General features: G+C 42.2%; 16 protein-coding genes. 7 read left to right on the forward strand and 9 right to left on the reverse strand.

The features are described from left to right. Positions 1-89: 89 nt before the first annotated feature. The 9 genes from AC1F2U_RS10155 to AC1F2U_RS10195 all read right to left on the reverse strand — a co-directional run bounded on the left by AC1F2U_RS10155 (position 90) and on the right by AC1F2U_RS10195 (position 9,480). Positions 90-1,436, reverse strand: a complete 1,347-nt coding sequence (locus tag AC1F2U_RS10155) for an NAD(P)/FAD-dependent oxidoreductase (protein WP_480260990.1) — start codon at positions 1,434-1,436, stop codon at positions 90-92. 415 nt (positions 1,437-1,851) lie between these two features. After that, positions 1,852-2,640 carry an SDR family oxidoreductase gene (locus AC1F2U_RS10160; protein WP_480260991.1) on the reverse strand — a complete coding sequence of 263 codons (789 nt, stop codon included), beginning with the start codon at positions 2,638-2,640 and terminating at the stop codon, positions 1,852-1,854. A 17-nt stretch (positions 2,641-2,657) separates the two neighbouring features. Beyond that, a complete protein-coding gene (locus AC1F2U_RS10165) occupies positions 2,658-3,479 on the reverse strand; it encodes an NADPH-dependent oxidoreductase (RefSeq protein ID WP_480260992.1) in 822 nt (273 codons plus the stop codon). Between the two features lie 101 nt (positions 3,480-3,580). After that, the gene (locus tag AC1F2U_RS10170) at positions 3,581-4,699 is read right to left on the reverse strand and encodes a sulfonate ABC transporter substrate-binding protein (protein WP_480260993.1); all 1,119 of its coding nucleotides are present in this window, start codon (positions 4,697-4,699) and stop codon (positions 3,581-3,583) included. 152 nt (positions 4,700-4,851) lie between these two features. Beyond that, the gene (locus AC1F2U_RS10175; protein WP_480260994.1) at positions 4,852-5,613 is read right to left on the reverse strand and encodes a class II aldolase/adducin family protein; all 762 of its coding nucleotides are present in this window, start codon (positions 5,611-5,613) and stop codon (positions 4,852-4,854) included. Further along, a complete protein-coding gene (locus AC1F2U_RS10180; protein WP_480260995.1) occupies positions 5,597-6,268 on the reverse strand; it encodes a cysteine dioxygenase family protein in 672 nt (223 codons plus the stop codon). Before AC1F2U_RS10180 ends, AC1F2U_RS10175 begins: the two co-directional genes overlap by 17 nt. Positions 6,269-6,321: 53 nt before the next feature. Beyond that, a complete protein-coding gene (locus AC1F2U_RS10185) occupies positions 6,322-6,531 on the reverse strand; it encodes an RRXRR domain-containing protein (protein WP_292812782.1) in 210 nt (69 codons plus the stop codon). 483 nt (positions 6,532-7,014) lie between these two features. Then, complete coding sequence (locus tag AC1F2U_RS10190; RefSeq protein ID WP_480260996.1) at positions 7,015-8,721, reverse strand: RluA family pseudouridine synthase; 1,707 nt, start codon at positions 8,719-8,721, stop codon at positions 7,015-7,017. Positions 8,722-9,093: 372 nt separating this feature from the next. Further along, positions 9,094-9,480 carry a hypothetical protein gene (locus AC1F2U_RS10195; protein ID WP_480260997.1) on the reverse strand — a complete coding sequence of 129 codons (387 nt, stop codon included), beginning with the start codon at positions 9,478-9,480 and terminating at the stop codon, positions 9,094-9,096. 293 nt (positions 9,481-9,773) lie between these two features. Between AC1F2U_RS10195 and AC1F2U_RS10200 the strand changes: the two genes are divergently transcribed. The 7 genes from AC1F2U_RS10200 (at position 9,774) to AC1F2U_RS10230 (ending at position 21,064) form a co-directional block, all read left to right on the forward strand. Continuing rightward, on the forward strand, positions 9,774-11,621 hold the full coding sequence (locus tag AC1F2U_RS10200; protein ID WP_480260998.1) for a response regulator: 1,848 nt from the start codon (positions 9,774-9,776) through the stop codon (positions 11,619-11,621). A 2-nt stretch (positions 11,622-11,623) separates the two neighbouring features. Next, positions 11,624-14,179 carry an ATP-binding protein gene (locus AC1F2U_RS10205; protein WP_480260999.1) on the forward strand — a complete coding sequence of 852 codons (2,556 nt, stop codon included), beginning with the start codon at positions 11,624-11,626 and terminating at the stop codon, positions 14,177-14,179. Between the two features lie 63 nt (positions 14,180-14,242). Beyond that, positions 14,243-14,620 (forward strand): response regulator, encoded by a 378-nt coding sequence (locus AC1F2U_RS10210; RefSeq protein ID WP_480261000.1) that lies wholly within the window; start codon positions 14,243-14,245, stop codon positions 14,618-14,620. A gap of 116 nt (positions 14,621-14,736) precedes the next feature. Then, positions 14,737-15,144: a response regulator gene (locus AC1F2U_RS10215; RefSeq protein WP_480261001.1), complete on the forward strand. Its 408-nt coding sequence runs from the start codon at positions 14,737-14,739 to the stop codon at positions 15,142-15,144. Between the two features lie 531 nt (positions 15,145-15,675). Further along, positions 15,676-19,398, forward strand: coding sequence for a diguanylate cyclase domain-containing protein (locus AC1F2U_RS10220; RefSeq protein ID WP_480261002.1), 3,723 nt, complete (start codon positions 15,676-15,678; stop codon positions 19,396-19,398). Between the two features lie 192 nt (positions 19,399-19,590). Then, positions 19,591-19,809 carry a hypothetical protein gene (locus tag AC1F2U_RS10225; protein WP_480261003.1) on the forward strand — a complete coding sequence of 73 codons (219 nt, stop codon included), beginning with the start codon at positions 19,591-19,593 and terminating at the stop codon, positions 19,807-19,809. A gap of 532 nt (positions 19,810-20,341) precedes the next feature. After that, entirely contained in the window at positions 20,342-21,064 is a 723-nt protein-coding gene (locus tag AC1F2U_RS10230; protein ID WP_480261004.1) for a carbonic anhydrase, read from the forward strand. The last annotated feature ends 153 nt before the right edge of the window (positions 21,065-21,217 follow it).

The raw sequence follows: 21,217 nt of genomic DNA on the forward strand, positions 1-21,217 counted from the left end.
CCTGCTCCCCTGCGCCCCTGCCCCCTGCGGTCTAAATGATAAGTCTTAGCAGGACACGATATGAGTCCTATCGCGTGTCATCCCTGAAGTTACAGAGGTGTCCCAGAAGGCTGTTGCACCCTCTTGCTAACAGTTTTTCCTTCTACAAAACCATCTCGACCTGTAATCAATCTAGAGCGGCGATTACGAGTGATATAATTCCATCCCCACTGAATTGCTACTACCACTTTAGTGTCAAACTCGATTAAGAAGTAGATATGAATTACTAGCCAAAAGAGCCAAGCAATGAAACCTTTGAGTTTAACTAAGCCTAAATCTACAACAGCTAAATTTTGCCCAATCATCGCCAAAGTACCCACATCATTGTAACGAAACTCTGGCAAAGTCTCACCTTTAAGTCTGCGTTTAATGAGTTTAGCTACATACTCTCCTTGTTGTTTGGCTACAGGTGCAACACCAGGTAAGGGTTTACCATTTTGATGGGAAAAGTTGCCTAAATCTCCCACTACAAAAATGTTGTTATAACCCTTGATAGACAAGTCCGGTTCTACAATCACACGTCCGTCGCGATCGCACTCTACACCTGTACTTTTTGCTAGGGCTTTCCCCATAGGCGATCCTTGAACACCTGCTGCCCACAAGATAGTTTTTGAGGTAATTTCTGTCAATTCATCGCCTTGCTTGAAAGTAACGATGTTACCTTCAATATTTGTCACTCTGGTGTTGGTGTAGACAGCCACACCCAACTTTTGCAAAGATTCTGCTGCTACTTTCGATAATTCTGGTGAAATGTGTGGGAGGATGCGATCGCCACCTTGCAATAGTACAATTCTCGCTTCTGAAGTATTGATGCTGCGGAAATCTTCTGTGAGAGTTTGGTATGCTAATTCTGCGATCGCGCCGGATAATTCTACACCGGTAGGCCCACCCCCGACTATCACAAAAGTCAACAAAGCACGGCGTTTTTCAGGATCGGTTTGTTTTTCTGCTGCTTCAAATGCCGAAAATATCTGGCGACGCATTTCTATGGCATCTTCAACAGTTTTCAAGCCAGGAGCAAATTCTTTCCAGTTGTCTTTACCAAAATAGGAATGGTTAACACCTGTAGCGACAATCAATGTGTCATAAGGTACTACTTCATCACCCAGAATAACTTGTTGCGCTTTTGGATCGATATCATTTACCTCTCCCAACAACACTTTTGTATTCTTGCTTTTGCTGAATACAGATCGCAATGGTGCAGAAATATCAGCAGGTGATAGCGTACCTGTGGCAACTTGATATAAAAGCGGCTGAAATAGGTGAAAGTTACGTTTATCAATGAGAGTAACATTTACATTTGCTTTCTTCAAAGCTTTTGCTGTATACAGTCCACCAAAGCCGCCACCAACGACAACAACCCGATGTGGTGCATTCTTTTCAAGTGAGACTTCCATAAAAAATATTTCCTTGTGTTAAGAAGTTGTAACTATTCTTAACAAAGATGTAACAGCATTATGATAGTGGTTGCTGTCTATTTAGAACAATTGAAGAAATGATGAAAGTAGTCAAAGTTAGTTTTATATCGAGGAAGGCAGGGGGCAGGAGGCAGGTGGTCACTGAGCTTAGTCGAAGTGAGGCAGGAGGAAAACTTCCCGACGCTGGATGACTCACAGGACTTACGCGATAACTCTCTAAAACTCTTATTTCTCTGCGTCCTTTGCGTCCTTCTCTACGAGACGCTGCGCGATGGCGGTTCGTTTTTTCATTATGTTGCGTAAGTCCTAACTCACTACCGGTGTGCTATACGCCAGTCGTAGAGAATTCATTCTGAATTCTGACTCCTGACTCCTGTTCGCTCAATCAAGCCGCTCAAAATGTGCTTTGAATAATTCCGCCATCTACTTGCAGCATGACTCCATTCACAAATGAGGCTGCTGGTGAACTCAGAAATACCGCAACATTGGCAAACTCTTCTGGTGTCCCCATACGGCCCAAAGGGACTGTCCCATTGATTCTAGCAATTTCTGCTTCTTTCGTTTCACCACTTTTAGCAATGCGGGCATCGATCAATTCTTCTACCCGTTCTGTATATGTCCAGCCTGGTAGAATACTGTTGACGCGAATTTTATCGCTACCCAGTTCTTGACTAAGAGTTTTCGTTAAACCAATCACTGCTAATCGAATGGAATTAGATAAAACCAGATTTTGGACTGGTTGTTTAGTTGAGGTTGAGGTGATAGTCAGAATTGCTGGTGCAGTAGATTGGCGTAAGTGAGGTAAAGCGTACTTTACCAAACGTACCGCACTCAGCAAAGTCAAGTCGATCGAAGTTTCCCAAGTTGCCAAATCGATATCATCAAAAGTGCCAGCAGGTGGGCCGCCGGCGTTGGTAACGAGGATATCCAACCCGCCGAATTTTTCGACTGTGGCATTAATTACTCGTTCAATATCTTCTTGACTAGTAACGTCCGCACGCAGAGATAGCACTTCTGTACCTGTTTCGTTTGCAATCTCCGCAGCGGTTTTGTCAATTAACTCACTGCGGGCGCAGATGGCAACTTTTGCACCCTCACGGGCAAATTGCCTCGCTGTAGCTTTGCCCAAACCTTTACTAGCAGCTGTTACTAAGGCGACTTTGCCACGGAGTTGCAAATCCATAATCTTGATTTTCTTATTTACAGCAATTTGAAGCCAAGGTTATTGAGAGTTTCACGCAAGCGATCGCGTCCTCTCAATGATTCTACAGTAGCGATGCGTTGGGCTGAGTGTTCTGACCAATCGCCAGGAACATTCATCTTTTGTTCAGTATAGAATTCTTTGATGATGTCGTTGTAGTGAGCGATCGCTTCTTCTTGCTCTGCCAATTTATAAGTTTCACGATGCAGCACAGCTGACTGGGGCAACCTTGGCTTAATTGCCGCTTCTACTTCAGGATTTGGATAGCCCACACACAGCCCAAATACAGCATATACAGAGGAGGGCAAATTCAATATCTGTGCTACCTCTTGCGGGTGGTTTCGGATTCCACCGATATATACTGTTCCTAAACCAAGCGACTCAGCTGCAACTGCGGCATTTTGCGCCGCTAACGTTGCATCAATTGTTGCCATCACAAACATTTCCAAATATTCCAGCGCATCATGAGATATGCCGCGACTGTCAGCAACATGACTTAGACGCGCCAAATCTGCTAACCAAACCAAGAATAAAGGAACCTGCTTAATATGTGCTTGGTTTCCCGCCAGCTTGGATAACTCTTCTTTCCGCTGTTGATCTTCGACTGCTACCACACTCCAGGTTTGCAAATTCGAGGAAGTAGATGCAGATTGGGCGGCTGCAATTAGCAATTCCAGAGTTCCCGGTGGTAAAGGATCGGCTAGATAAGACCGAATTGAACGGTGAGATAGTAGTGCCGTTAGCGAATCATTCCATGCAATTTCGGGATTGAAGGGAATTTCACCGTAGCGCGATCGCAGTAGTTCTGTAGGATTAGTCATAATCAATTCCAAGATTTACATTTTCAAATTTGCTATTAATACCAATTTCATCTGTAGGTGCATACATCTCTATGCCCCTACAGCCGATTCATTGTACTAATTTAAGTTTTTGGTGAGAAAGCAGCATATTCTTCTTTTGTCAACACTGCATCCTTCACATTTATTTCTTTGGGAATTAACTTCAATTTGTAATATGTATCTGCAACACCTTGTTGTAGATTTATCAAATTGTCGTCAATTGGTACAATCCCAAAAGTCCGCCTGTTAGTTGCTTTTTTCATCGTTTCCAAGTCAATTCCTAACACAGGTGCGAGGGTTTTTGCTACCTCTTCTCGATTCTGTTTAGACCATTCTTCAAGATTTTTAATTTCCTCCACTATTGCCTTGACAGTTTGGGGATTTTCAGTGACAAATTTGCGAGTCATCAAATAATATCCTCCCTGTTTATTAATTCCTGTGCCATCAATCAGGACTCTGGCTTTAGTCGCCTCTTGAGCCGCTGCATAAAATGGGTCCCAAATTACCCAGGTATCTACACTTCCTTTCACAAATGCAGCACGAGCATCAGCCGGAGCCAAATATTTAGGTTCAATATCTGTATATTTTAATCCGGCTTTTTCTAAAGCTTGGACTAACAATAAATGGGCACTAGATCCTTTTTGAAAGGCAACTCTTTTGCCCTTCAAGTCAGTAACTTTTTGAATTTGCGAATTTTGAGGAACAAGAATTGCAGAACCAGCCGGACTAGCAGCAGTACCAACAACATAAGTTAGTGATGCTCCCGCTGCTTGGGCAAAGATTGGCGGTGATTCTCCCACAGGGCCAATGTCAATACTACCCACATTCATCGCTTCTAGTAGTTGTGGCCCCGCTTGAAATTCAGTCCACTTTACAGTTATTCCTTCTGGTGCCAAACGCTTTTCTAAAACACCCCTAGTTCTCAGCAAAATGGTCGATTTTTGATAGCCAAATCTGACTACTGTTGCTTTAGTGGAAGTAGAATTCCCCTGAGATGTGGCATTGGGATTAGGGGCATTAACAGTAGGTGTCGATGCACAAGCAGCAAATAGCAAGCTCAGACAAAGACCTGTAACAAAAGCCCCTACTACTGGTAAAGGAGAAGAAAAGAATAATTTATGTTGGTTGTTAAATGGGATATTTCTGAATTTTATCAACGATATCCACTTGGCAATAAAACGGCGAAAAATTTGGTTAATCATCAAAATGATTTCTCTGAGCTATAGCAATACTATAAACTTATAGGTTTACCGGAGTATATAAATAAATTTAGGTTTAGTTGACATCACAATAGCGGGAAGTGGGTTAACTGGAAACTTCCCCGCCTATTATGCCAATGCCAAAAAACACAGCACTAATTTAGTAAATCGGGTTCTTCGCGCACAATCCGATCGTAAAGCGGCTGGAAACTGAACCACCCACTTACATGTGACCCTACTTGAGTTTGTGTTAAACGGGCTGTTTCGTGTTTGATAGTAGTGGGTCTACCCGCAGCTTCAGCCAGCAGTTGCCCTTGGCACGATCGCTCTAAGCTAATGTACCAAAAGGCAGCTTCATCGACTGTATGTCCCACAGTTAAAATGCTGTGATTACGTAGGATTATGGCCTTCTTTGGCCCCAAGGCTTGCGCCAATCGCTGACCTTCAGAAGTTTCTAAAACAACACCTGTAAAATCGTCAAATAGGGCATGGTCTTCGTAAAAAGCACAAGAATCTTGAGTCAAGGGGTCAAGGAGACGCCCCAAACTAGACCAGGCTTTACCATAAAGTGAATGGGCGTGAGCCGCTGCGATGACATCAGGTCGAGCTTCATGAATCTGAGAATGGATGGCGAAAGCAGCTTGGTTTACCTCAGCATTGCCTTTAACCACTTCACCTTCTTTGTTAACTAGAATCAGGTCAGAAACTCGGATATGACCAAAGTATGCCCCGAATGGATTGACCCAGAAATGGTCTGTAAACTCAGGATCGCGAGCCGTAATATGGCCTGCGATTCCCTCACTGAAGCCAAACTTACCAAACAGGCGAAAAGCAGCGGCGAGACGTTGCTTGCGGTGGAGGCGTTCGTCTTCAACTCGCTCGAATACAGGGGGCTGTGGTCTAATGTAACTGGACATATTCTTTTTCTTCTTCTTTACAGGGAGCGTTGGAATATCCAGAGCGAAAGGATTTGACGCTGTGAGATTCTGGGATGAACTGGTGACGCAAAATACAACCAGTATCGTTACCTAAAATATGGATGGATACAGATGCGCTCTGGGATGTGGTTTTGACGGCGTGGATATCACCATCTGGTGGTAAGAGACGGTAGATATCCCCTAGTTGAAGCGATCGCACTTCAGTTACTTGTAATTGTGCGTGTCCTTCGGTATCACCCGTATCTACACGGCGGTAGACTGTTTCTTCTTGATTACCTTTGTATAAACCAATCAATCCCCAGGCTAAATGATCGTGGACGGGAGTCGTTGAACCGGGGGGAATCACCAAACTGAATACCGACAGCGAACGGTCTTTAGCGCGATAAAGCAGCCATTGACCAATACCGCCACCCATCCGGCTTTCGGGATTGACTTGGGCAAACTTTTGGGGTAGCCATTCCTGTTGAGCAAGGAGTTCTTGAAAATAGGGTTCTAGTCTAGCGAGAGTTTGTGTGCGATCGCTAACAGTACTAGCGCTAATTTCCCGCACTGTTGCGACAAAGGAGCGTAGTTCTTGGCTCTCAATAAACCATTGGTCTTCTGGTAACGGTTCTAAAATAGCGTGGTTCGTCATCTATATTCCTCTGTTTAGGAGGCGACTAAGATTAACTAATTACGAATTACAAATTACGAATTACGATTTATTTTAATACCAGGATGAATCTTGAAGCCAAGTTGCTCAAGTTTTAGATGAGAAAGGGACTCCTTCAAAATGATAGTAAAAGGATATCGCTGGAATACAGTAGCTTTACCTTGTGACAATAGCAGCCTAGCATGGCTGATGCGTACTGGATATAACGGTTGTTTGTTGGCATCGAGAATGAATACTTTAGTCATACAATTTTGAATTTTAGATTTGCGATCGCCAAATTGGGAATTGGGGACTGGACACAAGAGGCAGAGGTGGGGAGATGCAGAGGGAAAAACTTACTGCAACTTCTCCTCTGCTCCTTTTATAAAAGGAGAAGACAAGAATGAGAGTCTAGAGGTAAACTCCAGCACTCTCGTCTTTACCTCTCATTTAGGGATTTCCAAGAAATCAATCATCCAATTTTGTGGAGTGTCCCACAATCATTTGTAGTTGGATATTTTTATTAGGAAGCCTCTTAGCAGTTATATTAATTTCTGTAAGTACTATAAGTCGGTCGGATAACCGTTGAATTAACTACAAGCAGAAATTATCACATACAAATTTAAAAAGCAATAGGCTAGCTGTTAGGAAAGAAAAAGCGTAGCTTTAGCTCTTTGGGTTTCTTGGGATTCAAGGAATTAAGCTAATATACAGCAGAATTCAGGAGTAATATGATGTCTGTTAATGCGTCAGAAGGGCAGAATTGATTGTAAATGCAAGTTTTTTCCTAACTGCGGATGCTTGAAGCTAAGTTCTCTGGCGTGCAAATGTAACCGACTAGTAACTGCACGGCATCCATAAAGGCGATCGCCTAAAATAGTTATCCCAAGTCCTCGCGCATCAGCTGCATGAACCCTTAACTGATGAGTGCGTCCTGTTAGTGGCGTAAATTCTACGCGGGTGTAGTCTCCTTCTCTCGCTATGACCTGGAAGTGAGTCAAGCTGGGTTTACCGTGCTGCCAATCAACTTTTTGATATGGCCGATTTTCGGGATCTCCCCATAATGGGAGTTCAATTTTACCTTGCTCAATTGTCAAAACACCGGAAAGTATGGCTTCATAAACCTTGTGAACTTGGCGTTGCTGAAACTGCTGACTGAGTTGCCGATGGGTTTGGCGATCGCATGCCAACAACAAAATCCCGGAAGTTTCTCGATCTAAACGATGCACAGATATAAGCGCCATACCATCAGGTAAGAAATGACGTAAGCGACTCAAGACACTATCTTGGCGATCGCGATAACGACCGGGTACCGAAAGTAATCCAGCAGGTTTGTTGACAGCAATCAACCATTCGTCTTCATAAATAATCGGTAAAGTGACCTCTCCCCAAACCCCTCCCCTGATAGGGGAGGGGCTTCTTACTCCCCCTTCCCTCGCAGGGAAGGGGGCTGGGGGGTTAGGTCTTAACCCTGAGAGTAAAAACCCCATTAATGGCTGACATCGCTCGGCACAGGCTCCATAAAACTCTCCCGGAATTTTATCCTGATTTACGGAAGACTCACCCCACCAAAATTCTGCCATTGCTAGGGGTTTAAGATTATGTGTTGCCGCATAATGAAGCAGCTTTGGGGCACAACAGTCTCCTGTGCCAGTGGGCGAACCTCCTGGCATCAATTGTTGCAATGATTGCGATCGCCCGGAAAAATTAGTCAGGCTATAGCTAGCGTGCATTTGAGCTTGTAATTGACGGGAAAGTGCTTTGCGCCGTTGTTTCAGTTCGCTAATTCGCGCATCCGTTGCTGCAATTAATTGCTGGAGAGGGTGTAATACGGCATTTTGCTGGCGTTTAAGTTGTCGTCGCTCAATTCCCTGCTGACGACTCTCTTCGTCGAGTTGTTCAAGGGCAACGGTGAGTGCTTCGGGAGTGAGTGTATTGCAGATTTGCTGACGTTTTTCCTGTCGTTGATGTTTGCAATAGCGATGGCGATCGCTCATTGCTTGTAACTGCTGCTCAAAGTCATTAAACAGGATTTCATACTGCTGGCGTTCGGTTAGTTGCTTCAAGGTAATGATTTCTTGCTTAATCGCGTCCAACTCAGTCAAAGTACGGCTTTCCTCGAAAGCAACTTCATCTCGTCCCGGAATTGGTGGAACCCAGCCCTCAACCACACTGCAACCATTCAAAAGACCAGAAAAAGCTTTTAATACCCGTTGTTCGCCATTAGGCAGTTCAACCAATAGGATTCCATACATCTTCCCTTCACGAGAATAACAGTCATTCTTGGCAAGATATTGTATTAGTCCGTGGGCGATCGCTTCGGACATTGAAGTGCGGGGTAATTTTAGGCGATCGCCACTTTGCGGACAACGCCCTTCGTACCAATAGCTACAAGATGAGTCAGCGATCGCAAAATCGCAGTCGATGAAATCTGAAAGTGCGTGCAGAACTACCATACAAAGTATGATTGCAAATTTAGCCGATCATCCTAATATATATAGCGTTTATTTAAGAAGTCTATTGTGTTGAGTGCTTTTGGCAATTTGGCATCCAAAGTTTTTCTGTTGCAGTTTTAATTTATATATCAACAGGGTTACAGGGAGATTGAGAAAATTCTACAAGGGATTAATTCCCATCTCAAAATCCCACCCAATGGCCAGTTGTTGACGTTCGCGCTCTCCCAACCACCTTAAGGTGGATGCAGCACAAGCGTCACCGCTTCACCTACAACTGGCTAGAAATCAAACAGAAAATATATAGTACGAATGCACTGACACAGATATAAGCCGGTGATGGCAGTTTTGAGTCTGTAGTTGTCTGAGTTTATGTCAAGCTAAGTTTGGCGGACAGTAGCCCAATCCACGGATATAACTTTGTCGAAATACTTCAATCTCATTAGGCTGCGGTCTACCATGAGAAACTACTGCTACCTTATAGCGTTCCATAACATTAATTGCTGATTCTCCAGCTTCCAAACTGCTCAGAACATTACTAACGAATTCGGGTGGTGAGTAAACAATTCCCACTTCGCTCAAGAAAGCTTTAATATCTTTATCTTTTTGTTCCGATATAAAAGATTTAATTTTGGCGTTGATTATCCAACCATGAAATTGATTAATTACAGTAATAAATTCCAGAGAAAAGTCATTCCTACTAAAATATTCCACAACCCGCAGTGTCAGACTAGCATTGGCCAGATAGTATAGGTATTGCATAATTTCTAGAGCATAATTGAGACTTTCAAAAAATAATCTATAAATCTAAAGATTTAATGAGGGTTCTAAGTTTTTACAGAAAAAATAATTAGATAAATTTCTCATAATCAAGGTTAAAAGGAGTACTACGTTGTTTATTAAGCTTTATAAACAAATATGTCAGACTGCAAAATCTAAATTAACTTGTTGTATTGTTTGTAACAATATATTAAAATTAAACAAAAGTTTAACTACGCAGAGGGTGTGTCCTACGATCGCGAAGGTGTCATAAGCATCTTCTTTTGATACAACTTATGAAAATTTTGTTGGTAGAGGATGACGTATTACTGAGTACAGCACTCTTCGAGTTGTTGAGTGCAAATCATTATACTATCGACATCGCAAGCAATGGACAAGCTGGATTAGAACTAGCGCTATCGACTGAATATGAATTGATTTTGCTGGACTGGCTAATTCCGAAACTGGATGGGATTACCTTGTGTCGGCAACTGCGATCGCAAGGCTACCGTAAATCTATTCTATTGTTAACAGGGAAAAATTCTAATGCAGATATTGTGGCGGGGTTAGATGCTGGAGCAGATGATTACGTCATCAAACCCTTCGACCCAGAAGCATTACTAGCCAGAATTCGCTCTTTATTACGACGCAATGGGGCGATTTCATTATCTACCTTAACCTGGGGAAATCTCTGTTTAGATCCAAGTGCCGGCAGAGTAACTTGTAATGACCAGGAAATTCTCCTTACAGCCACAGAATACAAACTGTTGGAGTTGTTTTTGCAAAACCCAGACCGGATCTTTAGTCGTGCAGTGATTCTAGATCGGCTTTGGAGATTTGGGGATGCACCGACTGAAAATGCAGTTACGACTCATATTAAAGACTTGCGCAAGAAACTGAAAACAGCAGGTATAGCAGAAGAATTTCTAGAAACAGTATATGGTATGGGCTATCGCCTCAAGCCTGCACCTAATCGCCCCATCTCTGTTGGGGAAAAGAATCAAGATGGAAAGAAAAAACCCGGCCCTAAAGATATGACTTCTGTAAATCGAGTGCTGGAGCGATTTCGTAATTCCTTTGTTGGACAGGTTGCAGTGCTGGAGCAAGCAAAAACTGCACTCTTGGCAGGAAATTTAAATGAAGATTTACAGCAGAATGCATTGCGTGAAGCCCATAAGCTAGCAGGCTCAATGGGGTCTTTCGGTTATCCAGAAGGTTCCCGGCTCGGACAGAAAATAGAACATTTGCTGCTTGAAGATTCCTCGCTATCTCCAGAGCAAATCTCTGATTTCTCGCAACTGGTAACAGCATTACAGCAAGAGTTAACCAAGCCTGCTGTCACTTCCACTGCTCCAAGCGTTCCGATGAAGCAAACTTATCGTCTTTTAGTAATCGATAATGATACTATGCTGACGGAGCAGTTGCAGGCAGGAGCCGATTCATGGGGAATCAGGATGAAGGTTGCACCAAACTTAGCAACCGCCCGATCGCTTTTTTCCTTAAAAACTCCTGACGCAGTTTTACTAGATTTAAGTTTTACAACACCAGAGGAAGACGGATTAATATTGTTGAGCGAGATAGTAGAGCGATCGCCAAATATCCCAGTAATTGTTTTTACCGGACGAGATAGCCTAGCAGATCGACTGAAAGTATCGCGTTTAGGAGCTAGACAATTTTTGCATAAACCAGCGACAACCGAGGAGATTTTTCAGGCGATCGCTCGTGTCTTACCTCAACCTCAAACTTCCGAAGCCAAAGTTTTAATCGTAGACGATGACCCTGTAATGCTGGCTGGATTATCGGCGTTGTTAACTCCTTGGGGACTGGAAGTAATCACCCTCTCTCAATCACAACAATTTTGGAAGGTGCTGATTGCAACATCTCCTGATTTGGTGGTGCTAGATTTAGAAATGCCGATAGTCAACGGGTTAGAATTGTGCAAAGTTGTGCGCCAGGATGCCCAGTGGGGAGATTTACCGATTTTAGTAGTTACAGCCCATACCGAAGCAGAATTTCTTCAGCAAGCTTTTGCTGCCGGAGCCGATGATTTTATAAGTAAGCCAGTGCTAGGGCCAGAACTTGTGACACGGGTACTGAGCCGCATTCAAAGAACGCGTTGGCGCTCTCAGGCAGGGAAAAGTTAAGCATGATGAGAAATTATCAGCAATTATTGAAGTACGGTGTTGCTATTGGTTCAGCTGCGATCGCCCTGCTGCTGTCACTCTGGCTAGAACCGCTTCTTTCCCAAACCATTGGTGCTTTTTTCTATATAGCTATTATTGTAAGTACTTGGTATGGTGGCTTTCGACCAGGGATCGTTACAGTTGTCCTTTCCACACTAGCAATTGATTTTTACTTAATTCCCCCTCAATATCAACTGAGGATTAATCAACCAGGAGATATATTACGGCTAGGTTTTTTCCTACTAGTTGCCTTGATAATTAACCTGGTGACAGGCAATCTTCAGTACAGCAGACGGAAGATTCAACAACTCAACCAACAATTGTCTCAAGAAAATGCCGAGCAACTGCGGATGGCTCTTGACGAGCGCAAACAAGCACAAGAAACGCTGCAACATCAATTTGAGCAACAGCGCTTAGTAATGGAGATCAGCCAGCGCATCCGGCGATCGCTCAATTTACAAGATATCTTGCAAACTACTGTCGATGAAGTGCGGCAATTTCTAGAGTGCGATCGCGTCACAATCTTCCAATTTTATCCAGGTTGGGGCGGAACTACGATTGTTGAGTCTGTTGCACCGGAATGGATGCCAATTTTACCACTCCAGATTCATGACCCTTGCATTGGTAAAGAGAATGTCGAACCCTTTAAACAAGGCTTAGTCACGGCGAAAGCTGATATTTATACTGCTGGAATTAGTCCCTGTCACGTTGAATTTTTGGAAAGTCTCCAGGTGAGGGCAAATCTGGTCGTTCCTGTTTCCGTAGGAGATGAATTGTGGGGATTACTGGCAGCTCATCAATGTGCGGCTCCTCGTGAGTGGAAATCTTCAGAAATTTCTCTGTTGCAGCAGTTAGGAGCGCAGGTAAGCATTGCGATCCAGCAAGCAGATTTGTTTGAACAGGTGCAAACAGAACTGACAGAGCGCAAACAGGCAGAAATTGCCCTGCAACAACTCAATGCCGAACTTGAGCAACGGGTGCAAGAACGTACTGCACAACTCACAGAGACGAACGATCGCCTGCGAAAAACAGTTATAGAGCAGCAACAAACCCAACTCACACTTTTAGAACAGGCTCATCAACTAGAGCTTCAGGCTGTAATCACCCGAAATATGGGCGAAGGCATTTGCTTAGTGAGAATTGATAATGCAATCATTGTCTATGCCAATCCGAAATTTGAGCAGATGTTTGGCTATGACTCTGGTGAACTCAACGGTCAACACGTTTCGATTGTGAACTGTGTCACCAAATCGGTAACTACTAAAAATGTAAATCAAGCCACTTTGTCTGCCGTTTTACAAAATACTGAAGCCACCTACGAAGTCCAGAATCTTAAAAAAGATGGTACACCATTTTGGTGCAATGTGACGACTTCTGTATTCAGGCATCCGGACTACGGCGACGTTTTGGTTGCAGTTCACCAAGATATCACTGAGCGCAAAGGCATCGAAGAAGCTTTACGCGAGAGCCAAGAAAAGTTTCGTCAGATGGCAGAAAACATCCAAGCAATATTTTGGATCAAAGATATTCGCAATCAACAAGTTCTATATGCGAGCAATGCTTATGAAACCATCTGGCAAAGAAGTTGTGAGGACTTGTATCAAAACCATTCAAATTGGTTAGATGCAGTTCACCCAGAAGATCGTCAGCGCGTCGAAATTGAATTCATTGAAAAGTTCAGAACAGGGCAATATGATAACAAATATCGCATTATTCGCCCTGATGGTTCAATCCGTTGGATTCGCGATCGCGCATTTCCGATCAAAAATGAACTAGGCGAGTTAGTTCGGATTGCTGGTATTGCCGAAGATATCACTGAACTAGAACAGATTAATTTGATTAAGAGTGAGTTTATTGGCATCGTTAGTCACGAACTCCGCACTCCCTTAACTGCAATTCGCGCAGCATTGGGTTTACTACAAACTGGTATCTACGACAAAAAACCAGACAAATTCAAGCGGATGATTGAGATTGCAGCCATCGATAGCGATCGCTTAGTGCGTCTTGTCAACGATATTCTCGATTTGGAACGCTTAGAATCGGATCGAGCTGTCTTAGAAAAAACCACCTGCAATGCGGCTGATTTAATTCAACAAGCAGTAGCTGTAGTGCAAGCGATCGCCAATCAGCAAAATATTACCTTTGAGATCCACCCTACCAATGCTCAAGTTTGGGCGGCGGCTGATGCTATTGTGCAAACACTCACTAATTTGTTAGGTAATGCGATTAAATTCTCCCCTGCCGATTCTACTATTACCCTCAGTGTCCAACAGCAAACAGACCGCGCGCTATTCCGAATAACGGATCGAGGCCGAGGTATTCCAGCAGATAAGTTAGAAGCAATCTTTGGAAGATTTCAGCAAGTAGATGCCTCTGATTCTCGCACCAAAGGCGGCACAGGATTGGGATTGGCAATCTGTCGTAGTATTATTGATCGGCACGGTGGGCAAATCTGGGCTGAAAGTACTCTTGGTGTTGGCAGCACGTTTTTCTTCACTCTGCCATTGCCGATAAATTAGGCAGGGGGGCAGGGGAGCAGGGGAGCAGGGGAGGATAATTAAGGGACAAATGACAAATGACAAATGACAAAAAAATTGTTAATTGTGGATGATGAAGAACGAATCCGCGAATTAGTGCAAGCTTGTTTAGAAGATTTGGGAGGATGGGACACCCTGACAGCTGCATCGGGGTCAGAAGGATTAAAAATCGCCCAGACAGAACCTATTGATGCCATTCTGCTTGATGTCTCTATGCCTGACATGGACGGATTTGCAGTCTACGAAAAACTTCAGGCAAATTCAGGAACCCAAGGGATTCCAGTGATTCTGTTAACAGCGAAAGTCCAAGGGAGCGATCGCGCCCGTTTCGCCCAGATGGGAATTGCCGGGATTATCACCAAACCTTTTGAACCCACCTCTATTTGCAACGAAGTTAGTGAGATTCTGGGGTGGGACGATTAATAGTTAAGTTTGGTAACAAAATCTATATCTTTATTAGTTTTTTATTTTTATAATGTATTTTTTTTGGTTACAGATAAAACCTTTTATCTGTAACTAAGAAAGGTATATGAAATAAAATGAACATGCTAGAGGAGGTAAATATAATCGGTAAAACGATATTGCTCATTGATGATGAACTGCATGTCCGTGAGATAGTAAAATTTTGCCTCCAAGATTTAGCTGGTTGGAATGTGGTGACAGCAGATTCTCCATTAGAAGGATTGCAGAATGCAGTACACCATACTCCTGATGCGATTGTATTAGATATCTCAATCCCCGATCTGGCTAGTTTTGAGTTTATGAATAAACTAAGAAATCATCCAGAAACTCAAGCTATTCCTGTAGTCTTGCTCAGTGCGAAAGCGCGATGGTTGGATTCGCAAATTTTGCGACAGTATCAAGTCGCAGGTGTAATACTCAAACCCTTTAATCCAGTTACCCTCCCGGCTCAGGTTGCTCAATTGCTGGGTTGGGATTTTACTTGACTAAAAGATTAAACAAGAATTGATAAAACATCCAATATATAACAGGATTTGCAATTACTTGGAGTACAAAAAATTCCTAGAGACGCATAATATCATGTCCGACTAATTAGTTATAATTCCTAAATCTATGCAGAAAGCCCAAAAACCCCTCCCCTCTGCACCTCTGCGGTCTTAATGATAAGTCTTTAACCGGACATGATATAACTAGCTGTGCGTCCCTAGTGTGTATCTCATGCAAATGAAAATTCCTATAAATTCCAGTCCGAATATCAAGGTTTAGCCTTTAAGCAATTGGTTTGATTTTGAAGTTATTATCAACTACAGTAATCCTAAATCATTAGTAAAAAAGAGAATCGCTGAAACAGTTATAGATACTTACTTTCTGCCTATACATTTTCTCACGTTTCAATTCGGATTGCTATATCAAGTTTAAGCTTAAATTTAACTTAACGTTTTAAATAATTTGGAATAAAATTAAATACTAGGGAAAAGTTTTACATTCAGCTAAGTGCATATACATAGATTATTACTATGCTCTTCAATCGTCTATCGGGTTCTGAAATTGATTTAAAGCAAATCCTCGATCGAATTAGGATGCTGGCCGATCAAATTCATCAGTCACTTGAAGTGGGTGAAATTCTCAAGATTATTGTCAGCGAAGTTAGAACAACATTAGAAAGCGATCGCGCCATTATCTATCGTTTTTTACCGGATGGAGATGGAGTCATCGCAGAAGAGTCTGTAAGTAACGGATGGAAACCGATTCTAGGGCGATTAATTTACGATCCTTGTTTCAGTGCGACATGGGTAGATCGATATCGAGATGGAAGCATTGGTGTCATTGAAGACATTCATACTACAAACCTTGACCCTTGTTACAAAAAATTATTAACGGACTTGCAGATTCGAGCTAATTTAGTAGTACCAATTTTAGTAAACAATCAAGAAATTGATGGAGTTTCTAGTACATATCCTCATTTATGGGGCTTAGTAATTGCTCACCAGTGCAGTGGCTCGCGTCAATGGAGTTCTTTAGAAATTGAGTATTTCCAACTGATAGCCGCAGAGCTAGGAATCGCTCTTGGGGAAGCAGAACGCCATCAGCAAAGGGCTACATCCTGCCAAAAACTAACACTGCAACTCAATCAAAACCTGAAAAATTTGACAGTTCAGCCAAAGTTGAAGTCTAGCTCAATCAAAAGAACTCTGTATCAGAATTTTAGAAAAGTTATTATAACAAAAACAGCATTGCCAAAGAATATATCAGTTGCAGACTTGATTGCATTTGATCGGTTACAAACTCCAGTTTGGATTTATGACATTCAAAACTTGCAGATGTGGTGGGCGAATCAATCGGCTCTGCATATTTGGAATGCTCAAAGTCGAGAAGAATTGCTCAGTCGCAACTTCAGTGATGTTTCTGTGTCTACTCACACTCGAATGCAAAGCTATTTGCAAGAATTTCAGCAAGGGAAAACCATCACTGAAAACTGGACATTTTACCCAGAAGGAAAACCTGTTTCTCTACGCTGCATCTTTTCTGGAATTCAAATTGAAGAAGGGCGAATGGCGATGCTGGTTGAAGGATCGACAGAAATTATCAATCAGATCGATCGAGAAACACTCAGATCGATTGAAGCCCTACGTCACACCACAGTAATGATCTCCCTTTACACGATGGATGGTGTACCTTTGATGCAAAACCCGGCAGCCCTTCGCTGTTATCGGGATACCCTGTACCCTAACTCGTCAGCTGAGAATATTTTCCTGAGTCACTTTGTTGATAAGAGTGTTGGACAAAAAGCTATGAAAGCGATTAATTTCGGTGAGGCGTTCAGCATAGAGGCTCAGGTGTTTACTAATGAGGGAATTCAATGGCATGGGATAGATATACGATGCACCCGCGATCCCGTAACGGGTAACTCCATCATCCTCGTCAACGAAAATAATATTACCAAGCAACAAGCTGCACTACAAGAACACCAGCGTGCAGAATCAGAATTGCGCTGGCGGGAAGCTTTGCTGCGTTCTATGACTGAAACTTCTTTGCTGGGATTTTTTGTTGTTGACAATCGTACCGATGAAATCCTCTATTTCAATCACCACTTCTGTAAAATTTGGGGCATCGAACATCTAGAAGATCGAATGCGTTTGGGTGCTTTAAAAAATAATGACATCATTCGTGATTGCATATCTTCAGTTGTCGATGCATCGGCATTTGTCGAATCCTATAAACCGTTGCAGTCTGAAGAAAATCGTTGCACGATTGAGGATGAAATTTTATTTGTCGATGGGCGAACGATTCGCCGCTTTTCCAGTCAAATTCGGGATACTCAGGATCGATACTTTGGGCGATTATACATTTTTGAAGACATCACCCCACGTAAACAAATCGAAGCCGCACTCAAAACCAGTGAAGAAAGATGGCAGTATGCTTTAGAAGGAAATGGCGACGGAGTTTGGGATTTGAATGCTGAAACTAACGAAGTCTTTTTTTCCCGACGATGGAAAGAAATGTTAGGGTTTGCAGAGCATGAAATTGGAACTACCCTCAGTGAATGGGAACAGCGGGTTCACCCCGATGATAAAGCGAGGGTTTACGAGGAGATTAGCAAGCATTTGTCCAGTGAAACCCAACAATATGTCAGTGAATATCGGATTAAGTGCAAGGATGGAACCTACAAGTGGATTCTAGATCGGGGTCAAGTTTCAAGTCGCGCAAAGAATGGTTTTCCCCTACGGATGCTAGGAACTCATACTGATATTACTGAACGCAAGCGTATGGAAGAAGCGTTGCGAGAAAGCGAACAACGCTATCGTTCTGTAATTACAGTGATGGCAGAAGGTATTGTCCTACAGCAATCCGATAGGCGAATTACCGCCTGTAATGAGAGTGCCGAAAAAATTTTAGGGTTAACAGCCGATCAAATGATGGGACGAACTTCCATCGATCCGCGATGGCGAGCGATTCATGAAGATGGTACTTCTTTTCTAAGCGAAACTCACCCCGCCATTGTCACCTTACGCACTGGAAAACCTCAATTTCATGTGATTATGGGAGTTCATAAACCTGATGGCAGCTTGACTTGGATTTCAATCAATTCTCAGCCACTGTTTGAATCCGATGAATCAAAACCATCTGCGGTGGTGACATCATTTACAGATATCACAGACCGCAAACAGGCACAAATTGCCCTGCAACAGCAAACAGAACGGGAACGCATGGTCTATGCGATCGCTCAACATATCCGTAAATCTTTAGACTTGGGTGAAATTTTAAACACAACTGTTGCTGAAGTCCGACATTTTCTGCAAACCGATCGCGTCATCATTTATCGCTTTAATCGTGATTGGAGTGGTGTGATTGTCACGGAGTCTATAGCAGAAGGTTGGCAATCGATTTTGAATATGGAAATTACAGACAGCTATTTTGTCAAAATACAGGGACAGTCTTATCAAGAAAGTACGCTCAGAGTCACTCCAGACATCTACGCCGCCGGGTTTACACCTTGTCATGTGGAGTTATTGGAACAGTTGCAAGTCAGAGCCAAGCTAGTTGTACCAATTTTACAAGGCGATCGCCTTTGGGGTCTTTTGGTTGCTCATCATTGCAGCGCCCCGCGTCAGTGGCAATCTTGGGCAAGCGAACTGCTTCAGCAATTGGCAACACAGGTAGCGATCGCTATTCAGCAATCAGAACTTTATCAACAATTGCAGCGTGCCAACCAGCAGCTTGAAAATATGGTAATGGTGGATGAATTAACTCAAATCGCCAATCGCCGATGTTTTGATATTAAGCTTAATTCTGTCTGGCAATATCTTTTACGAGAACAAGGTTTTGTCTCACTACTTTTATGCGACATTGATTATTTTAAACAATATAACGATACTTATGGTCATGCGGCCGGAGATGATTGTTTGCGCTTTATTGCCCAAGCTTTCAAACAAAGTGTTAAACGTTCTAGAGATTTAGCTGCTCGTTATGGCGGAGAAGAGTTTGTTGTCATCTTGCCTAACACTGCTAATGATGGGGCTTTTCACGTTGCCCAAGAAATTCATAAAGCTATAGAACAGCTAAATATTCCCCATGCGGCATCGCCTGTGAGGCACCACGTCACTTTGAGTATCGGAATTGCCACAGTGATTCCAACACCCAATATGGTTCCTTTGGATTTGATTGAGGCAGCAGATCGAGCCCTTTATCAAGCCAAAGCAAACGGGCGTAATCGTTCTTGTATAAATAGACTGTCTTAAAGAACGAGCAATGCCTGCGGTTTTTGCGACCCTACGCTAATCAAGTAATTGTTAATATTTTCTAAAGTTTTTTCACTACTGTCGTTTCTTTATTAGTTCTTTATTTTCTGTTTATAAATTAAAGCTGTTGGTAGTTAAGCCAAGAGCAAACTACTTATTTGTGTTTAACTTTTTTAATAAAACAACAATTTTATGACAAACTGCCCTTGCTGTTCTAACCAAATGCTTCGTCACATTCGTTTACAAGAAACCTATTGGTTCTGCCGCCACTGCTGGCAAGAGATGCCTAACCTGAGTTTAGATAAAAGTACTTTAAATTTGACTATAAAAAACACATCATTAGCCAGAGAACCAATTTCAGCCAACCACAAACTTTTGAAAATGAATGTCAGAACAGAGATTTGTGCCTGAGTGAATCAGGAAGTAAACACCAAACGAGCTACGCTTACGCTTTAAGAGGATGTTTGAAAAGTATTAAAAATTATACTTTTCAAACATCCTCTTAAATAGTTATATGTATCATTTTAATACTGACTAAGAGGTTAAAATATCCCTATATTTACAGAATATTTCAAGTAAGTTAAAGACACAATTTCAGTCTCAAAATCGGCTATAAAAACTGCTTTGCTCCTGTTGCAGCAGCGAGGTATAGCCCCTTTTGACTCATGAATTATGAATTTTACTTTATCTAAATTTTATCTACAAAAATTTTAAAAAATTATAAGTTTTTCAATTATTTAAATTTAGAAAAAGAGCGATAAAGCCGTTTTAATGACTATCTTGTATCGCTTGGTAAGTTGCTTTTATCGCTAACGTAGACTGGATTTTAACCACTCTAAATTATGCGAATATTAAATGACTATTAAACCGTGTAATCAGGTACTCTTGCATCTTAGTTAAGTCTGATATCTTCTTGGGAACATCTTTGTTGTCAGGTAGATTGATGAGTCGAATTAATGGATTTGTCGGGCGGCGTAATTTTTTGAAATTCGCCAGTGTTGTAGGTATTGCAGCTACTACTTTTGGTGATAGCTTTTGGAATACAGAGCAAACTGCTGTTGCTGATATTCACCCAGTTAACCCTAATTCAATCAGTCCAGATGAAGCCATCAAACGCTTGCTTGATGGTAATCAAAGATTTATTCATCAAAAACGCCAATATCCCGATCAATCACTAGAACACCTACGATCAGTTGCCAAAGCTCAGTATCCCTTTGCCGCCATATTGGGCTGTGCAGACTCTAGAGTACCTGCGGAAATTGTTTTCGATCGAGGGCTTGGAGATTTATTTGTCGTGCGAGTTGCTGGTAATGTTGTCAGTGACACTGTTATAGGTAGTCTGGAATATTCTACAGCAGTATTGGGTTCGCAGTTGATTATGGTTTTGGGCCATAGAAGATGTGGTGCAGTCGCAGAAGCAATCAAAAACGAACCACTTCCGGGCAGAATTGGTTTGATTATTGAGGGTATCAAACCATCTGTAGAAAGGGTAAAGTTCAGAACTGTTGATAATATGCAAGATGCAGTTATAGCAAACATTCAGTATCAAACTGAAAAATTGCAAGAAAGCTCAACTATTTTAGCTAAATTTATTCGTGAAGGTAAACTAAAAATTGTTGGTGCTTGTTACGATATTGATACTGGTAAAGTCAACATTATTACTTGAATATGTCACACTAATATAGTGTAAGATTCTTACACTATATTAGTGTATTACAATTCATTAAAATCCCGATTATAAATTGAAATAAATCTAGTTTATTTTGAGAAATTGCCATTTCCTATTGCAATTCATCAAAATTCTTATATATAAAGATTG

The sequence above is a fragment of the Nostoc sp. LEGE 12454 genome (assembly GCF_056620565.1).